The organism is Pseudomonas sp. HMSC067G02 (assembly GCF_001813485.1).
Taxonomy (GTDB): Bacteria; Pseudomonadota; Gammaproteobacteria; order Pseudomonadales; family Pseudomonadaceae; genus Pseudomonas; species Pseudomonas aeruginosa.
In genome coordinates this window covers 87,102-106,625 of record NZ_KV812632.1, presented here as the reverse complement: position 1 = coordinate 106,625, position 19,524 = coordinate 87,102, and the positions used below count along the sequence as shown (strand labels likewise).

Annotated in this window: 20 protein-coding genes; 14 read left to right on the top strand and 6 right to left on the bottom strand. The window is 67.2% G+C overall.

Going from position 1 to position 19,524, the window contains the following annotated elements:
* The first annotated feature begins 96 nt into the window (after nucleotides 1-96).
* From HMPREF2914_RS04415 to HMPREF2914_RS04370, 10 genes are all read left to right on the top strand, one after another.
* The gene (locus tag HMPREF2914_RS04415; RefSeq protein ID WP_023092131.1) at nucleotides 97-2,898 is read left to right on the top strand and encodes a monovalent cation/H+ antiporter subunit A; all 2,802 of its coding nucleotides are present in this window, start codon (nucleotides 97-99) and stop codon (nucleotides 2,896-2,898) included.
* Nucleotides 2,898-3,236 carry a Na+/H+ antiporter subunit C gene (locus HMPREF2914_RS04410; protein ID WP_003082068.1) on the top strand — a complete coding sequence of 113 codons (339 nt, stop codon included), beginning with the start codon at nucleotides 2,898-2,900 and terminating at the stop codon, nucleotides 3,234-3,236. The genes HMPREF2914_RS04415 and HMPREF2914_RS04410 overlap by 1 nt, the downstream gene beginning before the upstream one ends.
* A complete protein-coding gene (locus tag HMPREF2914_RS04405; RefSeq protein ID WP_023092130.1) occupies nucleotides 3,233-4,732 on the top strand; it encodes a monovalent cation/H+ antiporter subunit D in 1,500 nt (499 codons plus the stop codon). Before HMPREF2914_RS04410 ends, HMPREF2914_RS04405 begins: the two co-directional genes overlap by 4 nt.
* A complete protein-coding gene (locus HMPREF2914_RS04400; protein WP_021264419.1) occupies nucleotides 4,729-5,253 on the top strand; it encodes a Na+/H+ antiporter subunit E in 525 nt (174 codons plus the stop codon). Before HMPREF2914_RS04405 ends, HMPREF2914_RS04400 begins: the two co-directional genes overlap by 4 nt.
* On the top strand, nucleotides 5,238-5,507 hold the full coding sequence (locus HMPREF2914_RS04395) for a K+/H+ antiporter subunit F (protein ID WP_003082079.1): 270 nt from the start codon (nucleotides 5,238-5,240) through the stop codon (nucleotides 5,505-5,507). The genes HMPREF2914_RS04400 and HMPREF2914_RS04395 overlap by 16 nt, the downstream gene beginning before the upstream one ends.
* Complete coding sequence (locus tag HMPREF2914_RS04390) at nucleotides 5,504-5,851, top strand: Na+/H+ antiporter subunit G (RefSeq protein WP_003086373.1); 348 nt, start codon at nucleotides 5,504-5,506, stop codon at nucleotides 5,849-5,851. The genes HMPREF2914_RS04395 and HMPREF2914_RS04390 overlap by 4 nt, the downstream gene beginning before the upstream one ends.
* Nucleotides 5,852-5,964: 113 nt before the next feature.
* The gene (locus HMPREF2914_RS04385) at nucleotides 5,965-6,870 is read left to right on the top strand and encodes a DMT family transporter (RefSeq protein WP_023092129.1); all 906 of its coding nucleotides are present in this window, start codon (nucleotides 5,965-5,967) and stop codon (nucleotides 6,868-6,870) included.
* A gap of 10 nt (nucleotides 6,871-6,880) precedes the next feature.
* Complete coding sequence (locus HMPREF2914_RS04380) at nucleotides 6,881-7,978, top strand: PLP-dependent cysteine synthase family protein (protein WP_003112514.1); 1,098 nt, start codon at nucleotides 6,881-6,883, stop codon at nucleotides 7,976-7,978.
* Nucleotides 7,979-7,988: 10 nt separating this feature from the next.
* Nucleotides 7,989-8,510 (top strand): GNAT family N-acetyltransferase, encoded by a 522-nt coding sequence (locus HMPREF2914_RS04375; protein ID WP_003082093.1) that lies wholly within the window; start codon nucleotides 7,989-7,991, stop codon nucleotides 8,508-8,510.
* The gene (locus HMPREF2914_RS04370) at nucleotides 8,507-8,758 is read left to right on the top strand and encodes a hypothetical protein (protein WP_003082096.1); all 252 of its coding nucleotides are present in this window, start codon (nucleotides 8,507-8,509) and stop codon (nucleotides 8,756-8,758) included. Before HMPREF2914_RS04375 ends, HMPREF2914_RS04370 begins: the two co-directional genes overlap by 4 nt.
* Before the next feature lie 30 nt (nucleotides 8,759-8,788).
* On the opposite strand, the gene HMPREF2914_RS04365 is transcribed toward HMPREF2914_RS04370, so the two are convergent.
* Entirely contained in the window at nucleotides 8,789-9,454 is a 666-nt protein-coding gene (locus HMPREF2914_RS04365; protein ID WP_023092128.1) for a COG3650 family protein, read from the bottom strand.
* Nucleotides 9,455-9,548: 94 nt separating this feature from the next.
* Here HMPREF2914_RS04365 and HMPREF2914_RS04360 point away from each other — a divergent pair, with 94 nt between their 5' ends.
* Nucleotides 9,549-9,947: a DUF488 domain-containing protein gene (locus HMPREF2914_RS04360; RefSeq protein ID WP_003086382.1), complete on the top strand. Its 399-nt coding sequence runs from the start codon at nucleotides 9,549-9,551 to the stop codon at nucleotides 9,945-9,947.
* A 10-nt stretch (nucleotides 9,948-9,957) separates the two neighbouring features.
* Here the strand turns inward: HMPREF2914_RS04360 and HMPREF2914_RS04355 are convergent, their stop codons facing one another.
* On the bottom strand, nucleotides 9,958-10,557 hold the full coding sequence (locus tag HMPREF2914_RS04355) for a short chain dehydrogenase (RefSeq protein ID WP_003108693.1): 600 nt from the start codon (nucleotides 10,555-10,557) through the stop codon (nucleotides 9,958-9,960).
* Between the two features lie 105 nt (nucleotides 10,558-10,662).
* On the opposite strand from HMPREF2914_RS04355, the gene HMPREF2914_RS04350 reads away from it, so the two are divergent.
* The 3 genes from HMPREF2914_RS04350 (at nucleotide 10,663) to HMPREF2914_RS04340 (ending at nucleotide 15,917) form a co-directional block, all read left to right on the top strand.
* Nucleotides 10,663-11,577, top strand: coding sequence for a LysR family transcriptional regulator (locus HMPREF2914_RS04350; RefSeq protein WP_003116312.1), 915 nt, complete (start codon nucleotides 10,663-10,665; stop codon nucleotides 11,575-11,577).
* 98 nt (nucleotides 11,578-11,675) lie between these two features.
* Nucleotides 11,676-13,586 carry an ATP-binding protein gene (locus tag HMPREF2914_RS04345; RefSeq protein WP_004348565.1) on the top strand — a complete coding sequence of 637 codons (1,911 nt, stop codon included), beginning with the start codon at nucleotides 11,676-11,678 and terminating at the stop codon, nucleotides 13,584-13,586.
* 36 nt (nucleotides 13,587-13,622) lie between these two features.
* Nucleotides 13,623-15,917: a tetratricopeptide repeat protein gene (locus HMPREF2914_RS04340; RefSeq protein WP_023092127.1), complete on the top strand. Its 2,295-nt coding sequence runs from the start codon at nucleotides 13,623-13,625 to the stop codon at nucleotides 15,915-15,917.
* Nucleotides 15,918-15,992: 75 nt separating this feature from the next.
* Here HMPREF2914_RS04340 and HMPREF2914_RS04335 read toward each other — a convergent pair whose 3' ends face one another.
* From HMPREF2914_RS04335 to livH, 4 genes are all read right to left on the bottom strand, one after another.
* Entirely contained in the window at nucleotides 15,993-16,694 is a 702-nt protein-coding gene (locus HMPREF2914_RS04335; RefSeq protein ID WP_003086389.1) for an ABC transporter ATP-binding protein, read from the bottom strand.
* A gap of 2 nt (nucleotides 16,695-16,696) precedes the next feature.
* Nucleotides 16,697-17,464, bottom strand: a complete 768-nt coding sequence (livG, locus tag HMPREF2914_RS04330; protein ID WP_003082125.1) for a high-affinity branched-chain amino acid ABC transporter ATP-binding protein LivG — start codon at nucleotides 17,462-17,464, stop codon at nucleotides 16,697-16,699.
* A complete protein-coding gene (locus HMPREF2914_RS04325) occupies nucleotides 17,461-18,714 on the bottom strand; it encodes a high-affinity branched-chain amino acid ABC transporter permease LivM (RefSeq protein ID WP_003082131.1) in 1,254 nt (417 codons plus the stop codon). Before HMPREF2914_RS04325 ends, livG begins: the two co-directional genes overlap by 4 nt.
* Nucleotides 18,711-19,524, bottom strand: an 814-nt coding sequence (gene livH / locus HMPREF2914_RS04320) for a high-affinity branched-chain amino acid ABC transporter permease LivH (protein WP_049263615.1), incomplete at its 5' end; no start/stop codon positions are given. The genes HMPREF2914_RS04325 and livH, both read right to left, overlap by 4 nt.

Below are 19,524 nucleotides of genomic sequence, written 5' to 3'. Positions count from 1 at the left end.
TTCGAGCTGCTGGCGATCCGGCCGCGCACCGACAACCGCGGGGAAGCACCGCCGGCCAGGCATGCCGGGGGCTCCGCCACCGAAGAGGAGTAGCCCATGATTCTGGCGCTGATCATCGCGCTGCCGTTCATGGGGGCGTTGTTGCCCCTGCTCGCCGAGCGTGGCGGCCGCACCTTGTGCGCGGCGTCCGCCGGCGTGGCGCCGCTGATCGGCCTGGTCCTGTTGCTCGGGCAGCGCGGCACGGTGTTCGCCGGGCAGACCCTGACCGCCAGCTATTCCTGGCTGCCGGAAATCGGCATCAACCTCAGCCTGCGCCTGGACGGCCTCGGTTTCCTCTTCGCCCTGCTGATCCTCGGCATCGGCCTACTGGTGATCCTCTACGCCCGCTACTACCTCTCCGAACAGGAGCCGATGGGGCGTTTCTTCGCTTTCCTGCTGCTGTTCATGGGCTCCATGCTCGGCGTGGTGCTCGCGGAAAATCTCTTGCTGATGATGCTCTTCTGGGAGCTGACCAGCCTGTCCTCGTTCCTGCTCATCGGCTTCTGGGGCAGCCGTTCCGACGCCCGCAAGGGTGCGAGGATGGCCCTGACCGTTACCGGAGGGGGCGGCCTGGCGCTGCTGGCCGGGGTGCTGCTGCTCGGCCACATCGCCGGCAGCTTCGAACTCACCGAGGTCCTCGCGGCTGGCGAGCTGATCCGCGCCCACGCCCTGTATCCGCTGGTACTGATCCTGATCCTGCTCGGCGTGTTCACCAAGTCGGCGCAGTTCCCCTTCCATTTCTGGCTGCCCCACGCGATGGCGGCGCCGACCCCGGTTTCCGCGTACCTGCACTCGGCGACCATGGTCAAGGCCGGCGTGTTCCTGCTGGCCCGGCTGTATCCGGCGCTGGCCGGCACCGAGTGGTTCTTCTACCTGGTCAGCCTGAGCGGCCTGGTAACGCTGTTGCTGGGCGCCGGCATGGCACTGTTCCAGCATGACCTGAAGGGGCTGCTGGCCTACTCGACGATCAGCCACCTGGGCCTGATCACCCTGCTGTTCGGCCTCGACTCCCCGCTGTCGAACGTCGCCGCGGTGTTCCACATCATCAACCACGCGACCTTCAAGGCCTCGCTGTTCATGGCCGCCGGGATCATCGACCACGAGACCGGCAGCCGCGACATGCGCCTGATCAACGGGATGTGGAAGTACCTGCCGCATACCGCGGTGCTGGCCATCGTCGCCTCCCTGGCGATGGCCGGGGTGCCGCTGCTGAACGGCTTCCTCAGCAAGGAGATGTTCTTCGGCGAAACCCTCAGCCAGAACCTGCTGGGCAGCTTCAACTGGCTGGTGCCGGCGGTGGCGACCCTGGCCGGTGTGTTCTCGGTGGCCTATTCGCTGCGTTTCATCCACGACGTGTTCTTCAACGGCGAGCCGGCCCGGTTGCCGAAGTTCCCGCCCCACGAGCCGCCGCGCTACATGAAGGTACCGGTGGAGATCCTGGTGTTCCTCTGCCTGTTGGTCGGCATGCTGCCGGCCTACACCGTGGCGCCGCTGCTGGCCGCCGCCGCCAGTGCCAGCCTTGGCGGGCAACTGCCGGAATACAGCCTGGCGATCTGGCACGGTTTCAACCTGCCATTGCTGATGAGCGTGGTGGCGCTGGTTGGCGGTGTGCTGGTCTATGTCCTGCGCAAGCCGCTGTTCAACTGGTACGCCGGGTTGCCGGAGGTGGACGCCAAGCTGGTCTTCGAGCAGCAGGTGCAACGTGTGGTGGCCCTGGCCGCGCGCCTGACCGCCTGGCTGGAGAACGGGTCGCTGCAGCGCTACCTGGCCTGGCTGCTGGGCGCGGCGCTGGTCGTGGTGGCGGTCGAGCTGGCGCCGCTGGCGAGGCTGACCGGCTCGCGCGGGCTGACCCCGCTGGACGGTATCACCGCCCTGGGCATGCTGGTGCTGGCCTTCAGCGGCCTGGCCACGGCGCTGTTCCATCGCATGCGCCTGGTCGCGCTATTGATCCTCAGCGTCGCCGGCCTGCTGGTGGCCCTGGCCTTCGCTCGCTTCTCGGCCCCGGACCTGGCGCTGACCCAACTGTCGGTGGAAGTGGTGACCATGGTCCTGCTGATGCTGGCGCTGTATTTCCTGCCCTCGCGCACTCCGGCGGAGTCCTCCAGCCTGCGCGGCCTGCGCGACGTGGCGCTGGCCGGCGGGGTCGGCATGCTGGTGGCGCTGCTGGCCTACGCGGTGCTGACCCGGCCCTACGAGAGCATCGCCGGATTCTTCGTCGAGAACAGCGTCTCCGGGGGCGGCGGCTACAACGTGGTCAACGTCATCCTGGTGGACTTCCGTGGTTTCGATACCCTCGGCGAGATCAGCGTGCTGGCGATCGCCGGTGTCGGTATCTACGCGATGCTCTCCGGTTTCGCCCTGCACAAGCCGACCTGCGACCCGCAGGGGCGCAACTGGGCCCACGCCAAGCACCCGCTGATCCTGGAAACCCTGTCGCGGGTGCTGCTGCCGCTGGCGTTGCTGATCTCGGTGTTCATCTTCCTGCGCGGCCACAACCTGCCGGGCGGAGGTTTCATCGCCGGCCTGGTGACTGCCATCGCCCTGGTGCTGCAGTACATCGCCAGCGGCTCGCAGTGGGTCGAGCAGCGCCTGCCGCTGAACTATGCGGCCATGGCTGGCGCCGGAGTGCTGATCGCCGGGCTCACCGGGCTCGGCAGCTGGCTGTTCGGCTATCCGTTCCTGACTTCCGCGTTCGGCCACTTCGAGTTGCCGCTGATCGGCGAGATCGAGCTGGCCACGGCGATGCTGTTCGACCTCGGCGTGTACCTCACCGTGGTCGGTGCCGCGCTGCTGATCCTGTCCTACCTCGGCAAGCTCAGCCTGATGCCTGAACCCGTCGCACAAGAGGAGGCGCTCTGATGGAAGCCCTGTTCGCCATCACCCTCGGCCTGCTCACCGCCAGCGGCGTCTACCTGCTGCTGCGGGCGAGGACTTTCCCGGTGGTGCTCGGTCTCACGCTGATCTCCTACGCGGTCAACCTGTTCCTGTTCGCCATGGGCCGGCTCGGCGGCAGCGTCGCGGTGATCGGCACTCCCGGGGAGTATGGTGATCCGTTGCCGCAGGCGCTGGTGCTGACCGCCATCGTCATCGGCTTCGCCATGACCGCCTTCGTCGTGGTCCTGGCCCTGCGTGGCCTCGGTGACCTCGGCAGCGACCACGTAGATGGACGCCCGGACGAGGAGGAGCCGCGCCCATGAGCCATTGGCTGATCCTGCCGATCCTGCTCCCCCTGTTTGCCGGCAGCCTGCTGCTGTTGCCGCTGGCCGAGCGCTGGCAGCGCGGCCTGTCGTTGCTCGCGGCGCTGGCACTGATCCCCCTGAGCCTGCTGCTGATACGTACGGCCGCCAGCGGCGACCTGAGCGTCTATGCCCTGGGCAACTGGGCCGCGCCGTTCGGCATCGTGCTCATGCTCGATCGTCTCGCCGCCCTGATGCTGCTGGCCACCGCGGTGCTCGGCAGCGCCGCGCTGATCTACGCGCTGCGTGGCGACGACCGCCTGGGCAAGCATTTCCACGCATTGTTCCAGTTCCAGCTGCTCGGTATCAACGGCGCCTTCCTGACCGGCGACCTGTTCAACCTGTTCGTGTTCTTCGAGATACTCCTGATCGCCTCCTACGCGTTGCTCCTGCATGGCGGCGGCGCGGAGCGGGTGCGCTCGGGCTTGCACTACGTGATCCTAAACCTGGTCGGCTCGGCGTTCTTCCTGATCGCCGTGGGTACCCTGTATGGCCTCACCGGCACCCTGAACATGGCCGACATGGCGCAGAAGATCGCCATGGCAGATGCCGAGCGCGCGCCGCTGCTGGCGGCAGCCGGGCTCTTGTTGCTGGTGGTGTTCGCCCTGAAGGCGGCGCTGTTGCCGCTGTACTTCTGGCTGCCGCGCGCCTATGCCGCGGCCAGCGCGCCGGTGGCGGCGCTGTTCGCGATCATGACCAAGGTCGGCATCTACTCGATCCTGCGGGTCTACACGCTGGTCTTCGGCGATGCCGCCGGCGAGCTGGCCAACCTGGCGCAGGCCTGGCTCTGGCCGCTGGCCCTGGCGACCCTCGGCCTGGGCGCGATCGGTGCCTTGGCGGCGCGGACCCTGCAAGGCCTGCTGGCCTACCTGGTGGTGGTCTCCGCCGGAACCCTCCTGGCTGGCGTGGCGTTGGGCAGCGAGCGGGCGCTGGCGGCGTCGCTGTACTACCTGCTGCACAGTACCTGGATCGCCGGTGGCCTGTTCCTGCTCGCCGACCTGGTCACCCGCCAGCGCGGCGACAAGGCCGGCGACCTGGTCCAGGGCCCGGCGTTGCAGAATCCTCGGTTGCTCGGCGGGGCTTTCTTCATCGGCGCCATCGCCGTTGCCGGTCTGCCGCCATTGTCGGGGTTCTTCGGCAAGGTCATGCTTTTGCAGTCGGTCGCTCCCGGCAGCCAGGCGCTGGCCCTATGGAGCGTGGTACTGGGCAGCGGCCTGGTGGCGCTGGTGGCGTTGAGCCGGGCCGGCAGCACGCTGTTCTGGCGCACCGGGCATACCGTGCTCGGTAGCGCCGAACTGGACCACGGCCGCTTGTTCGCCTGCATCCTGTTGCTCTCCGCCGGCCCGTTGCTGGTGTTCGCCGCGAAGCCGCTGCTGGCCTACGTCCAGGCCACCGCGGCGCAGTTGCACGACCTCGACCTGTATCGCCAGATCATCACCCGCGGAGGTGCCGCATGATCAGCCGTTCGTTGCCGCGTCCGCTTCTTCGCGTATTGCCTCATCCCGTGCTTAGTGTCCTGCTGTTGCTGGTCTGGTTGCTGCTGGTGGATTCCTTCGCCATCGGCCACTGGCTGCTCGGCGCCTTCCTCGGCGTGTGCATTCCGCTGCTGACCAACCGCCTGCTGGTCGGGCGCAGCCAGGAGTGGCATCCGTTGTTGCTGCTGAAGCTGCTGGCGCTGGTGATGTGGGACATCCTCGTCGCCAACATCCAGGTCGCCCGCCTGACCCTCGGACCGATCCAGCGCTTGCGTCCGGCCTTCGTCGAGGTGCCGATCGAGCTGGAGAACGACCTCGCCATCAGCGTGCTGGTGAGCATCGTCTCGCTGACCCCGGGGTCGGTGTCGTCGGACCTCAGCGACGACCGCAAGACCCTGCTGGTGCACGGCCTCGACGTGCCGGACAAGGCGGCGCTGATCGCCGAGATCAAGCAACGCTACGAAGCGCCGCTGAAGGAGATCTTCCCATGCTCGCTTACGTGATCCCGCTGTGCCTGGCGCTGCTCGGCCTGGCCCTGTTGCTGACCCTGGCGCGCCTGGTCAAGGGGCCGTGCCTGCCGGACCGGGCGCTGGCGCTGGACACCCTCTACGTGAACGCCATCGCCCTGCTGGTGCTGTACGGCATCTGGCGCGACAGCGACCTGTTCTTCGAGGCGGCGCTGCTGATCGCGGTGCTCGGTTTCGTCGGTACGGTGGCGGTGGCCAAATACATGCTGCGCGGAGACATCATCGAATGACTGGCGAACCCCTGAGCCTGTGGGTGGAAATCCTCGTCTCGGCGTTCCTCCTGCTGGGCAGCGCCTTCGTCCTGATCGGCGCGATCGGCCTGTACCGCCTGCCGGACTTCTTCATGCGCCTGCACGGGCCGACCAAGGCCACCACCCTCGGGGTCGGCGGGGTGATCGTCGCCTCGCTGATCTATTTCTCCAACCGCCAGGCGGGCATCAGCCTGCATGAGCTGCTGATCAGCCTGTTCCTCTTCATCAGCGCTCCGGTCAGCGCCTACATGCTGGCCAAGGCCGCGGTGCTGCAGCAGTTGCCGCTGGAGAAGAAGACTCGCGGCAAGCCCTGGGAGCAGTGAGGCACGGCGCAACAGTTTTGCCCGCTTTCTGTGCCTGTCGGCGCGGCTAGTCGGCTGCCTATACTGGGAGTCCTTTTTCCGGCGCCGCGACGGCGCCCGTGGTGGAGATTCCCTTGACTCGGACGCGCTGGTTCGCCCTGGCCTGCCTGATCCTGGCGATGGCGCTGTGGGGCAGTTCGTACGTGGTGCTGAAGGTCGCTTTCCGCGAACTGCCGCCGCTCTGGGTGATCTTCGGTCGCATGGCCCTCGGCAGCCTGGTGTTCCTCGTCGCCTGGCGCTGGCGGGGACGCATCGACTACCGCTCGGGCGACTGGAAGTACCTGCTCGGCCTGGCCGTCTGCGAACCCTGCCTGTACTTCCTCTGCGAATCCTTCGCCCTGCAATACACCAGCGCGGCCCAGGCCGGGATGATCACCGCGCTGCTGCCGTTGCTGGTGGCGGTGGGGGCCTGGTTGCTGCTGCACGAACGGATCGGTCGGATGACCTGGATCGGCTTCGGCCTGGCGGTGCTCGGTTCGATCTGGCTGAGCCTCGCCGGCGAGCCCGACCTGCACGCGCCGCAGCCGCTGCTGGGCAACTTCTTCGAACTTCTCGCGATGATCTGCGCCACCGGCTATACCCTGTTGCTGAAGCACCTGTCGGCGCGCTACTCGGCATTCGCCCTGACCGCCATGCAGGCCTTCGTCGGCACGTTGTTCTTCCTGCCGCTGGCGCTGGCCAGCGCCGACCTGCCGAGCCAGCCCAGCGCGCTGGGGATCCAGGCGGTGGTGTATCTCGGCGTGGTGGTCACGGTGGGCGCCTACGGCCTGTACAACTTCGGCGTCGGTCGACTGCCGGCCAGCCAGGCCTCGGGCTTCATCAACCTGATCCCGGTCTTCACCCTGGTATTCGCCGCGCTGTTCCTCGGCGAAACCCTCAACGGCCCGCAGATGCTCGCTGCCGGCCTGGTCTTCATCGGCGTCGCCATCAGCCAGTGGCGCAGCGCTCCGCCGCCGCCTCCGGCCGGCGTCCTGAACTGAAGGAGTTTCCATGACCGTCGACCACCGCCAATGGGCCCGCGAGGCGATCCGCATCATCGAAGCGGATTTCCAGCGCAGCGCCGATACCCATTTGATCCCCCTGGAGACTCCCGGCCTGCCTGGCGTCGAACTGTACTTCAAGGACGAGTCCAGCCACCCCACCGGCAGCCTCAAGCATCGCCTGGCGCGCTCGCTGTTCCTCTATGCGCTGTGCAACGGCTGGCTCAGGCCGGCCGCGCCGGTGATCGAGGCATCGAGCGGTTCCACGGCGATTTCCGAAGCCTATTTCGCACGCCTGCTGGGCCTGCCCTTCATCGCCGTGATGCCGGCCAGCACCTCGAAGGAAAAGATCGCCCAGATCGCCTTCTACGGCGGCCAGAGCCACCTGGTGGAGGACCCCACCCAGATCTACGCCGAGTCCGAACGCCTGGCGCGGGAGAGCGGTGGCCATTTCATGGACCAGTTCACCTATGCCGAGCGCGCCACCGACTGGCGGGCGAACAACAACATCGCCGAATCGATCTTCCAGCAGATGCGCCACGAGCCGTACCCGACCCCGACCTGGCTGATCTCCAGCCCCGGTACCGGCGGCACCCTGGCGACCCTCGGCCGCTACGTGCGCTATCGCCAGCACTGCACCCGGGTACTCTGCGCCGACGCCGAGCGTTCGGTGTTCTTCGACGCCTATGTCAGCGGCGACCGTGGCCTGACCCTGGATTGCGGTTCGCGGATCGAGGGCATCGGCCGGCCGCGGGTCGAGGCGTCCTTCCTGCCGGAAGTGATCGACGCGATGGTCAAGGTGCCGGACGCCTGGTCGCTGGCGGCCATGCATTACCTGGCCCGACGCCTGGGGCGGCGGGTCGGCGGCTCCAGCGGAACCAACCTGATCGGCGCCCTGGTGGCCGCACGGCAAATGGTCGCGGCCGGCGAGAAGGGTTCGCTGGTGGCGATTCTCTGCGACGGCGGCGAACGCTATGCGACCACCTATTACGATCCGGTCTGGCTGGCCAGGCAGGGCTATGCGCTGGAACCCCTGGTCGAGGCGCTGGCTGCCTGCATCGAGCGCGGCGTGGCGTTGCCCGACGGGCTGCTGGTGGCTGGACTTTGAAGGAGTGGATATGCACCGTTTGCGAGCTGCCGAAACCGGCGATATCGAGGCCATGACCGACCTGTTGCTGCGCCACGGGCCGAATCCCTGGAACCATTTGCCGGAGGAGGGGGTGCGTGCGCATCTGCGAGCCATCGCCGACGGCGAGGTACGTGCCGTCCTGGCCGAGCGCGACGATCGGCTGCTGGGGTTCGCCAGCTTCCGTCGCACCGAGGATTTCGCCCATTACCAGCCGCAGCGTGCCGATGCGCCGCGGGCCTACATCTGCGAGGCGGTAGTGCATCCGGCGGCGGCCGGCCAGGGGCTCGGCAGCGCGTTGCTGGAGGCGGTGCTGGCCCAACTGGCCGACGAAGGCATCGAGGACGTCTATATCGATCGTCACGAAGAGAACCTGGCGTCGGCGGGAATGATGCGCAAGGCCGGCTTCGTCGAGCTGGAAACCTACGCCGATCCGGCGCGGCGACCGAACGGCTCGGGGCGCTCGACAGTGTGCCATCGCAATCTTTCCCTCCAGCGCAGAGCCGTGCGATGAGTTTCATCCGCCTCAAGGTGCGCGCCGCCTTCATGGTCCACGGCTACGACGCGGACAACCGGGAAATCGTCGAGCAGATCGGCGAGGAACGCTTCGTCGAGAAACTGCTGCGCATCGAACGGATCCAGTCGATCAGCGAGAAATACCTGCTGGTCAGCGCCTCCCACGGGCGCGTCGCCTACTGGGAGTACGAGGGCGGCCTGACGGCGCTGCGGCGGCGCCTGGAGCAGGCCGGACTGCTCTTGTAGGGAAGGGCCGCCGCTGCGCGGCCCCTCGCTTCACTTGCCCAGTGCGCCCGGATAGGCGCAGCCGCGCAGCGTCTCGCCATCGATGCGCAGTTCGGCGGAGTAGCTGCTGAAGGCGCCGCTCATGCTGTCGGTGCAGGACGACGGGGCGATCCACAATTCGACCTTCTTGCCGTTCGCCTCGCTGGAATAGCTGGTGCTGCCGTTCGGCAGTTCCTCGGCGACGTAAGGCAAGGCCAGGGTCTCGTGTTCCGGGCGGTCCAGGCGCAGGCCCTGGTTGTTCACCCTGGCGCTCCAGAAGGGTTCGTTGCCGTTGGCGGCGAAGGTCAGCAGCTTGAAGTTCGGGTCGTCGCAGCCGGGGCCCTCGTTCTGCACGCGGTACAGTCGGCTGACCTCCAGCTTGCCGTCGGTACCGCGGACCTTGGCCGGTCCCATGGTGCCGCGCAGGTCGACGAACAGGCCCTGGGCGCCGTCGTCGAACAGGCTGTCGGCTTCGCGGCGCAGGCCGGTATTGGCCACGTCCTCGATGCTGAACAGGCGCTTCTCGGTGCAGGGGCGGAATTGCAGCGCGCCGTTGATCTTCACCAGTTCGCCCTGGAAGCGGGTGTCTACACTGGTGCTCGGCGATTCGGGCTTCCACACCTGGCAGGCGGTGAACAAGGGGAGCAGGCTGTAGACCAGCAGACGGGCAGGGCGCATAGGGAAGACTCCATCGAAAATGCGCCCACGTTACCGAGCGTCCGGGCCTAGCTCAAGTCCGGATCGGACTTCATCGCAACCAGGGAGTCGATCGATGATCCAATGCAAGCGTGTATACGAACCGGCGTCGCCCGCCGATGGCCGGCGCGTACTGGTGGACCGGCTGTGGCCGCGCGGCATCCGCAAGGAAGCCCTGGCCATGGACGACTGGCTGAAGGAGGTCGCGCCCTCCAACGAGGTGCGCAAGCAGTTCTGCCACGATCCGGCACTCTTCGACAGCTTCCGTGAACACTACCGCGCCGAGTTGCAGGCGCACCCGGAACATTGGTGGGGCCTGCTCGACTGCGCTCGCGAGGGCACCCTGACGCTGCTCTACGGCGCCCACGACCAGCAGCACAACAATGCCGTGGTGCTGGCCGAGTTCCTCGAGGAAGAGCTGGACCGCCAGCAGCCGGGCAGTTCGCCGACCTGCTACGCCGACCGCCTCTCCTGAGAAATATCGCTTACCAGATGCGGTACACCTGGCCGGTCTGCGCGCCTTCCACGCTGCGTGCGTAGCCCAGCGCGGCGTCCGCCGCCGGAACCGGCTTGAAGCCACGGAAGTAGGGCGCGTAGCCGGGCAGCGCCTCGCTGACCACGGTCGGGCTGACGGCGTTGATGCGCAGGCCGCGCGGCAACTCCAGGGCTGCGCCGCGGACGAAGCCCTCGACGGCGCAGTTGACCATGCTCGCCGAACTGCCGAAGCGGATCGGCTGCTCGGCGAGCACGCCGCTGGTGAGGGTGAAGGAGCCCCCGTCGTTGGCGTACTCGCGGCCGAGCAGTACCAGGTTGACCTGGCCCATCAGCTTGTCGCGCAGGCCGAGCTGGTATTGCGCCTCGCCCATTTCCTCCAGGGCGCCGAAGTGCACCTTGCCGACCGCGGCGACCAGCGCGTCGAAGCGACCGGTCTTCTCGAACAGGGCGCGAATGGAGTCCGCGTCGCTGATGTCGACCTGGAAATCGCCGCTGCTGTGGCCTACCCGGACGATCTCGTGGCGCTCGCCGAGTTCTTTGTCGATGCCCTTGCCAAGGGTGCCGCTGGCGCCGATCAGGATGATTTTCATACAGGCCTCTCGTTGCGTGAAGGTGAGTGGTTTCCAGTGTAGAGTCGCCTTTGCTGTGGATAATCCTGTCAATCGACAACCTACCGTTTTCATAGGGAAACAATCGTGAAGGACCTGGACGATCTCGCCGCCTTCGCCGTACTCCACGACCTGGGCAGTTTCACCCGCGCCGCCGAGCGCCTCGGTTGCAGCAAGGGCCAACTGTCGAAGCGCATTGGCGTCCTCGAGCAGAAGCTCGGCGTGACCCTCTTGCACCGTACCACCCGCCGTCTTTCGCTGACCGCCGCCGGCGCCGCGCTGCTGCCCGAGGCGCAGGCGTTGCTGGTGCAGGCCGAGCGCGCGCGGCAGGCGGTGGCGCGCTTGCAGGAGCGAGCGGAAGGACGGGTGCGGGTGACCCTCCCGGTCTCGCTGGGCGAGACCCTGTTCGACGCGCTGCTGGAGGACTTCCAGGAGCGCCATCCGCTGCTGCGCGTCGAGCTGGACCTGTACAACGGCCTGCGCGACCTGGTTGGCGAGGGCTTCGACCTGGCGATCCGCTCTGGGGTCGAGCAGGACGCCCGGCTGGTGGCGCGGCCGCTGTTCGTCCTGCAGGAAATCACCTGCGCCAGTCCCGCCTACCTGGCGCGACATGGCGAGCCGCAACGCCCGGCCGAGCTGGCCGAGCGCGAGTGCCTGCTGAACTCGCACTACAGCGGCCATGAGGAGTGGCTCTATCACCGCCGCCATCGGCTGGAGCGGGTACGGGTTTCCGGCTTTCTCGCCAGCAACCACTACAGCCTGTTGAAGAAGGCCGCGCTGGCCGGCACCGGCATCGCCCGGCTGCCGTCATACATGGTCCACGACGAACTGGGCGACGGCCGCCTGGCCTGGTTGCTGCGCGACTACCAGACGCGCAGCACGCCGATGTTCCTCGTCCATCCGTTCCAGGGCGGCCTGCCGCGGCGCACCCAGGTGCTCGCCGATTACCTGCTCGACTGGTTCGAGCGCAGCCGGCGACAATTGATCGGCCTGGAGGGTTGAACATTTCGCCGCGACGCGGCTCTATTGCACTCCGGGCCGCTTCCATGCGGCCTGAAGCTCATCGCGGGCACGCCGTTGCACAAGGAACGTGACGGAACGTGGCAGAATCCCGCACCGGACCGCTCGCGCGCGAGCGGACGCCATTCATCGAACGCTTGGATAGGGACATGCAAAGCAGCTTTCCGCAATCGAACACTCCCCAGATCCGTCGCGCTGGAGTCGACCTCAACGGCGTGATGTCGGTGCTCAGCAAGCACCTCTATTCCACGCCCACCGTGGCGTTGCGCGAGCTGGTGCAGAACGCCCACGACTCGATCCTCCGTCGCCGCCTGGAGCAGCCCGACTGGCAAGGGCCGTCGCGAATCGAGGTGATCGGCGACAGCGCCAGCAACACCGTGCGCATCGTCGACACCGGCGCCGGCCTCACCGAACACGAAATCCACGCCTACCTGGCCACCGTCGGCGTCGGCTACACCCGCGGACTGCGCCAGTCCGGCCACGAGGACAGCGGGCTGATCGGCATGTTCGGCCTGGGCTTCCTCTCCGCTTTCGTCCTGGCCCGCCGGGTCAGCGTGCGGACCACGTCTTACCAGCAGCCGGAGCTGGGCTTCTGCTACGTCTCCAGCAACGCCGAGCAATACAGCGTGACGCCGATGCCGGCGCGCCCGGTAGGCACCGAGATCACCCTCGAACTGCAGGACGAATACAGTGCGCTGACCCAGGCCGCGCGCCTGCGCGAGATCCTTGAACGCTACTGCGTGCTGTTGCGCGAGCCGATCCACGTCGGCGGCGACGCCCAGCCGATCAACCCGGAGCCGCCGCCGTGGCGGCTGGCCGCCGACGCCGCGCTGCACCCGCTGCAACGGCAGCGCCGCGACCTGGAGTTCGCCGCGCGTTTCGAACATGACTTCGAACCGATCTGCTGCCTGCCGGTGCGCCCGGACGAGCGGGTCGACGTGCAGGGTCTGCTGTGGATCCAGGACGGCGGCACCTATGGCACCAGCGACAACCGCAATCTCTCGGTATTCCTTCGCGGCATGCTGCTCGACGATGACGCCCGCGACCTGCTGCCGTCCTGGGCCGGGTTCGTCGGCGGGGTGATCGAGTCGAACCGCCTGACGCCCACCGCCAGCCGCGAGGACCTGCAGCGTGACGACCATTACGCGGCGATCCAGCATGCGCTGGCCGAGGCGCTGATCGCCGGGCTCGGCGAGGTGGCGCGGCAGCAGCCGGAGGCCTGGCGGCGGGTCCTGCTGCGGCACAACGAGGCCCTGCTGGGAGCGGCGTTGTGCGACGAGCGTCTGTTCGCGCTGATGATGGACAGCCTGCGCGTACCCACCTCCCAGGGCGACCTCCCGGCTTCCGAACTCCTTTCGCGCGGAGCGGTGCATGTGCTGCTGGACAACGACAGCGGCTTCGAGGAAATGCTGTTCCGTGCCATGGGCGTACCGGTGGCCCATGGCAATCGCTATGCGGTGGTACCCTTCCTCCGTCGCTGGGCGCAGGCCAAGGGGATGCGCCTGGTGGAGCTGGGCACCGAGCAGGGCAACCGCCAGTTGTTCCGCCTCGACCGACTGCCCGAGCGCGAGACCGGCTGGCTGGCCGAACACCTGGGCGGCGCCGAGGAGCAACTGGTGATCGCCCGCTTCAGCCCCGAGGAATTGCCGCTTGTGGTGGTGCCCGACCGCGACGCCGAACTCAAGCGGCGACTGGAGGACGACGAGGCCGACAAGCGTATTTCCACCGCGGCGTTGCGCCTGGCCCGGCAGTTCACCCGCAAGCTCGACAATCGCCAGCCGAGCCGGCTCTACGTCAACCTCGACAATCCGGCGGTGCAGGCGCTGCTCGCGGCCGTCGGCGAGGAACGCGACGAAGCGGCCCATGCGGCGTTGCTGCTGCGCTCGTTCAAAGTGATCATCGCCGGACAGGGACGCGGCCAGCCCGCGACCTCGCTGAACCAGGCCCTGGCCGGACTCGCCGATTCGGTGAAGCGCCTGCTGGGGCAATAAGAAAATTCGCAACACGCCTGATGGAGACTGAAGCATATGGATATCTGGAACTGGGTGGAGAAGCTCCGCGCCGACCTGCGTGAGGCCGGCCAGGAGCAGAGTGCGCGGCTGATCGACGAACTCACCGCGTACGTCTGCGACCTCGAGGTGGAGCGCGCCGAGGCGCTGTTGCCGGAGGTCAAGGCGCTGAGCCGGACGTTGAACAACCCGTGGCTGGAAATCTTCGTCCGCCACTGGGAGATGCGTAACCGGGTCGGCAACCAACTGGAGGGCGAGACCGCCCTGGCCGACGCCGTTTCCCTGTTCGAACTGGCCAACCGCGACGACACCCAGGCCTGCCCGCAGTCGGTCTGCGTGACCCAGGACCTGGCGTCGTGCTACGCCAACGTCGACGGCCCGGGCTGGGTGGAGGAGCGCATTGAGGTGTGCGACGAGACCCTGGCGCGGATCGACCCGACCTGGGCCTGCTTCCACTGTCTGAGCAACGAGAAGGCCGAGGCGCTGCTCGACGACGGGCGCGGCGAAGATGCCCTGGCCTTCCTGGCCGAACAGGAGAAGAAGATCCTCGCCGCCGGCGAGGAGGTATTCGACAGCCTCCTGGAGATGCGCGTGGCGATCCTGCTGAACCTGGGGCGCGCGGAACAGGCGCTGGCCCTGATCGGCGAGATGGAGGAGAAGGTCGAGGGCGCGGAGTGGAACAACATCAGCCAGCCGCGGCGTCTGTACAAGGCCCACGGCCTGGCGTTGCTGGGGCGCGACGAGGAGGCCCTGGAGGCGCTGCTGCCGTTCTCCGAGATTGCCCCGCGCTACCGTACGATCTGGCTGCGCGCGGTCTACCTGCTGCTGCAACGGACCCCGGAGCGCAACACCTGGGACCTCGGCGGGCGCTTGCAGCAGATGCTCGAACACTATTCGCAGAAGGGCGCACACCGGGTGGTCATCGACGTCGCCAGCCAGGCCATCCGCCTCGCGTTGCAACGCGGTTCGGTATGGAGCGCCAGGCGCCACCTGGCGCTGGCCGAACAGCATGCTCAACAGTTGCAGCGCGATCGGGGCGCCAGCCAGTTGCTCGCCGGGTTGAGGGAGGAGATCGATGCCGCGCCGCAGCAGCAGGAGCTGCCGGTGCCGGCTGCGGAGTTGCTCGACTGGCTGGCTGCGCAGGGCAGCGAAGACGCGCCGCGCAACCCGGAGAAAGAAGTGCAGTGGCTGCTCCAGGCGCTGGCCGAGCGGCCCGACGACACCGCCTTGCGCGAAGTGGCCGCCTCGGCGCTACAGGCCTGCTCCGCCGACGACGAGGCCATCGACCTGCTCTGGGAGTACGTCGAGCGCCACACCGACGAGGAGCAGCAACTGGCCTACTACCTGCTCAATGCCTTGCTGGCGCGCGGCGAGTACGACCAGGTCAAGCGCCTCGGCCGGCTCTACGCCGACAGCGTGCCGCTGATCGCGCTGTGGAGCGAAGTCAAGCTGGCCGAGAAACTCAACGACTGGCCGGAGCTGGAGCGCGCCTGCCAATCGGTGCTGGAGATTTCTCCCGGCTCGCTGGGAGCCCACAGCCTGCTGGGTAAGGCGCTGATGGAGCAGGATCGCTTCGCCGAGGCGGCGCTGGCCTACCAGCGTCTGGCCGGCAAGCTGGAGGAGCCGCAGTCGGTGCAGTGGGACCAGATGACCGCCGCCAGCGCCGCGCGCGACTGGACGATGCTGCGCGAGGTCGCTGCCGGCATGGGCATGGAGTTCGCCGCCGGCGACGGACCGATCGAGGAAGACTGGGGCTGGGTGATCGTCCGTTACATCGAGGATGGCGAAGCGCTCGACTACTACGCCCGGCGCACCGGCCCGGTGACCGCGCGGGTCCTCGAGAACGCGCCGGGCAATCGCAGCCAGCGGGTCGGTGACTGGGTGGTGTTCGACGCCGGCCTGATCTATCCGGCTCCGGAAGACGAGGAGGAGCGCAAGCGTTTCGTTCCCACCTATGCGGTGGTGCACGTCCTCGAGAGCGGTGGTTACTCGCCGAGCTGGCTGGTGGACGGCGTCTATCCGGGCGACGAGGCCTTCGACGCCTTCCGCGAAACGCTCGACGCGCGCGGCTGGAAGGTCTGGGTGCACAGCAACCGCGACTACCAGGTCACCGATGCCAGCAGCGGCGAGGAACTGCGGGCGATCTACTTCACCGTCGCGACACCCGCGCAGCAGGCGCCGCGCGACCTGCACCAGGCGTTGCAGGAGGCCACCGGGCAATGGCCGCACCGCATGTGCTGGCTGCGCCTGGCGGAAGCGGCGGAGGTCGACACCCAGCCGCACCTGGACGCTATCGAGCGCTACGGCCTGTAGCCGGTACGCCTCGGCATAAAAAACGGCCCGTGAGGGCCGTTTTCGTAGGCGCTGAAGTCTCCGGCGGGACGGTGCTCAGCCGCCGAGGTAGGCGTCGCGCACCTTCGGGTTGGTCAGCAGGGCGGCGCCGGTGTCGTGCATGACGATCCGGCCGTTCTCCAGCACGTAGGCGCGATCGGCGAGCTTCAACGCCTGGTTGGCGTTCTGCTCGACGAGGAACACGGTGACGCCTTCGCGACGCAGCTGCTCGATGATCTCGAAGATCTGCTGGATGATGATCGGCGCCAGGCCGAGCGAAGGTTCGTCCAGCAGCAACAGCTTTGGCTTGCTCATCAGCGCGCGGCCGATGGCGAGCATCTGCTGTTCGCCGCCGGACATGGTCCCGGCGCGCTGTTCGTAGCGTTCCTTCAGGCGCGGGAAGAGTTCCAGCACCTTGTCCATCTGCACCTGGTAGTCGTCCTTGTCGGTGAAGAAGCCGCCCATCGCCAGGTTTTCTTCCACCGTCAGGCGGGAGAAGACCCGGCGGCCTTCCGGGACCACCGCGATGCTCTTGCGCATGATGGTGGAGGAGGGCAGGCCGACCAGTTCCTCGCCTTCGTAGCGGATGCTGCCGCTGGCCGCCTGCGGCGAGCCGCAGAGCGTCATCAGCAGGGTCGACTTGCCGGCGCCGTTGGCGCCGATCAGGGTGACGATCTCGCCCTTCTTCACTTCCACGCTGACGTCGTGCAGCGCCTGGATCTTGCCGTAGTAGGTGGAAACCTTGTCGAAACTCAGCATGCTCACGCTTCCCCCAGATAAGCCTTGATCACGTCCGGGTTGTCGCGGATCTGCTCCGGCGTCCCGTCGGCCAGGGGGGCGCCCTGGTTGATCACCACGATATGGTCGGAAATGCTCATCACCAGCTTCATGTCGTGCTCGATCAGCAATACCGTCACGTTGTGCTCGCTGCGCAGCTTGGCGATCAGCGCCTTGAGGTCGTCGGTCTCCTTCGGGTTGAGGCCGGCGGCCGGCTCGTCGAGCATGAGGATCCGCGGGCGGGTCATCATGCAGCGGGCGATCTCCAGGCGTCGCTGCTGGCCGTAGGCGAGGGTGCCGGCGCTGCGGTTGGCGAACTCGGTAAGGTTGACTTCCTCCAGCCAGTGCGCGGCGTACTCCATGGCCTCGCGCTCGCTGCGGCGGAATGCCGGGGTCTTGAACAGGCCGGCGAGGAAGTTGGTGTTGAGGTGGCGGTGCTGGGCGACCAGCAGGTTCTCCACCGCGGTCATTTCCTTGAACAGGCGGACGTTCTGGAAGGTCCGCACCACGCCCTTGCGAGCGATCTTGTGGCCGGGCAGGCCCTGGATCTCCTCGCCGTCGAGGCGGATCAGGCCGCCGGTGGGCTGGTAGAAGCCGGTCAGGCAGTTGAACACGGTGGTCTTGCCGGCGCCGTTCGGGCCGATCATCGAGACCACCTGCTTTTCCTCGACCTTCAGGTTGACGCCGTTGACGGCCAGCAGGCCGCCGAAGCGCATGGTCAGGCCGCTCACTTCGAGAATCGGTCGGCTCATGGCTTCAGCTCCAGGTGCGGGCGTTGCATCGGCAGCAGTCCCTGGGGACGCCAGATCATCATCACGATCATGGTCAGGCCGAAGATCAGCATGCGGTATTCGTTGAACCCGCGCATTTCCTGGAGCAGCACCATCACCACCGCGGCGAGGATCACGCCGAGCTGCGAACCCATGCCGCCGAGCACGACGATCGCAAGGATCATCGCCGACTCGATGAAGGTGAAGGACTCAGGCGTCACCAGGCCCTGGCGGGCGGCGAAGAAGCTGCCGGCGAAACCGGCGAAGCTGGCGCCGATGGTGAAGGCGGAGAGCTTGACGATGGTCGGGTTGAGACCGAGAGCGCGGCAGGCCACTTCGTCCTCGCGCAGCGCTTCCCAGGCGCGACCGATCGGCATGCGCATCAGCCGGTTGATCACGAACAGGGCCAGCAGCACCAGCAGCAGGGCCACCACGTAGAGCAGGATGACCTTGTAGTTGGTGTTGTAGGCGATGCCGAAGAACTCGTGGAAGGTCTGCATGCCTTCCGGCGCGCGGCGTTCGAAGGTCAGGCCGAACAGGGTCGGCTTGGGGATCGAGCCGATGCCGTTGGGGCCGCCGGTGATCTCGGTCATGTTGCGCAGCAGGATGCGGATGATCTCGCCGAAGCCGAGGGTCACGATCGCCAGGTAGTCGCCGCGCAGGCGCAGCACCGGGAAACCGAGGAGGAAACCGAACAGCGCGGCCATCATCCCGGCGATCGGCAGGGCGGTCCAGAAGCCGAACCCGGCGTACTCGGCGAGCAGCGCGTAGGTGTAGGCACCCACCGCGTAGAAGCCGACGTAGCCGAGGTCGAGCAGGCCGGCCAGGCCGACCACGATGTTCAGGCCGATGCCGAGCATCACGTAGATCAGGATCAGGGTGGCGATGTCCACCGCCCCGCGCGAGGCGAAGAACGGCCAGACGAAAGCCACCACGACCAGGGCGAGGACCGCCCAGCGCTGGGTCGACGGCAGGCTGAGGAAGTTCTTCAGGCCGCTGCCGTTGACCTTGTAGCCGACGCCGCGACCCAGCTTGAGCGGGATGCGGTCGCGGAACAGCTGCCAGACGAACATGGCCAGGGCGGCCGCGGCGATGGTCCAGAGGGTCTGCGCATCGGCGCCGAGGACCTCGAGCTTGATGCCGACGGTGCGCAGCTTCAGGCCGAGGATCGGATAGGACACCAGGATCACGAGGAGGGCGCTGAACAGCGCGCGCTTGAGGGACTGGCTCATACTTTTTCCACCTCCGGACGACCGAGGATGCCGGTAGGTCGGAACAGCAGCACCAGGATCAGCAGGCCGAAGGCCACCACGTCCTTGTACTGGTCGCCGAACACGTCGGCGCCGAAGGCTTCGGCGACGCCCAGCAGCAGGCCGCCGAGCATGGCGCCGGGGATGCTGCCGATGCCGCCGAGCACCGCGGCGGTGAACGCCTTGATCCCGGCGAGGAAGCCGATTCCGGGGTTGATCACGCCGTACTGCATGCCCAGCAGCACCGCGGCGACGGCGGCCAGGGCGGCGCCGATGACGAAGGTGAGGGCGATGATGTTGTTGCTGTTGATACCCAGCAGGTTGGTCATCTTCAGATCCTCGGCGCAGGCGCGGCAGGCGCGGCCCAGGCGGGAGCGGGAGATGAACAGGGTGAGGCCGAACATCACCAGGAAGGTGACGACGAAGATCAGGATCTGCATATAGGAGATCACCACGCCGTTCATGCTGCTTTCGCCGAACACGAAGTTGCCGGGCAGCAGGGTCGGGATGGCCTTTTCCTTGGAGTCCTGCGAGAGCATCACGGCGTTCTGCAGGAAGATCGACATGCCGATCGCGGAGATCAGCGGGATCAGGCGGTTGCCGCCGCGCAACGGGCGGTAGGCGACCCGCTCGATGCTGTAGCCGAAGGCACTGGTGACGATGATGCTGGCGGCGAACGCGGCGAGCATCATCAGCGGAACGCTGTCCAGCCCCATCATCGCCAGCAGGGTGATGGCGATGAAGGCGATGTACGAGCCGATCATGTACACCTCGCCGTGGGCGAAGTTGATC

Excerpts from the sequence above, each read along its gene's own strand:
- HMPREF2914_RS04365 (WP_023092128.1), bottom strand. The coding sequence starts at position 9,454 with ATGCGCCCTGCCCGTCTGCTGGTCTACAGCCTGCTCCCCTTGTTCACC.
- HMPREF2914_RS04370 (WP_003082096.1), top strand. The coding sequence starts at position 8,507 with ATGAGTTTCATCCGCCTCAAGGTGCGCGCCGCCTTCATGGTCCACGGC.
- HMPREF2914_RS04340 (WP_023092127.1), top strand. The coding sequence starts at position 13,623 with ATGGATATCTGGAACTGGGTGGAGAAGCTCCGCGCCGACCTGCGTGAG.
- HMPREF2914_RS04405 (WP_023092130.1), top strand. The coding sequence starts at position 3,233 with ATGAGCCATTGGCTGATCCTGCCGATCCTGCTCCCCCTGTTTGCCGGC.
- HMPREF2914_RS04395 (WP_003082079.1), top strand. The coding sequence starts at position 5,238 with ATGCTCGCTTACGTGATCCCGCTGTGCCTGGCGCTGCTCGGCCTGGCC.
- HMPREF2914_RS04360 (WP_003086382.1), top strand. The coding sequence starts at position 9,549 with ATGATCCAATGCAAGCGTGTATACGAACCGGCGTCGCCCGCCGATGGC.
- HMPREF2914_RS04375 (WP_003082093.1), top strand. The coding sequence starts at position 7,989 with ATGCACCGTTTGCGAGCTGCCGAAACCGGCGATATCGAGGCCATGACC.
- HMPREF2914_RS04355 (WP_003108693.1), bottom strand. The coding sequence starts at position 10,557 with ATGAAAATCATCCTGATCGGCGCCAGCGGCACCCTTGGCAAGGGCATC.
- HMPREF2914_RS04400 (WP_021264419.1), top strand. The coding sequence starts at position 4,729 with ATGATCAGCCGTTCGTTGCCGCGTCCGCTTCTTCGCGTATTGCCTCAT.
- HMPREF2914_RS04325 (WP_003082131.1), bottom strand. The coding sequence starts at position 18,714 with ATGAGCCAGTCCCTCAAGCGCGCGCTGTTCAGCGCCCTCCTCGTGATC.
- livG (WP_003082125.1), bottom strand. The coding sequence starts at position 17,464 with ATGAGCCGACCGATTCTCGAAGTGAGCGGCCTGACCATGCGCTTCGGC.
- HMPREF2914_RS04380 (WP_003112514.1), top strand. The coding sequence starts at position 6,881 with ATGACCGTCGACCACCGCCAATGGGCCCGCGAGGCGATCCGCATCATC.
- HMPREF2914_RS04390 (WP_003086373.1), top strand. The coding sequence starts at position 5,504 with ATGACTGGCGAACCCCTGAGCCTGTGGGTGGAAATCCTCGTCTCGGCG.
- HMPREF2914_RS04410 (WP_003082068.1), top strand. The coding sequence starts at position 2,898 with ATGGAAGCCCTGTTCGCCATCACCCTCGGCCTGCTCACCGCCAGCGGC.
- HMPREF2914_RS04335 (WP_003086389.1), bottom strand. The coding sequence starts at position 16,694 with ATGCTGAGTTTCGACAAGGTTTCCACCTACTACGGCAAGATCCAGGCG.
- HMPREF2914_RS04415 (WP_023092131.1), top strand. The coding sequence starts at position 97 with ATGATTCTGGCGCTGATCATCGCGCTGCCGTTCATGGGGGCGTTGTTG.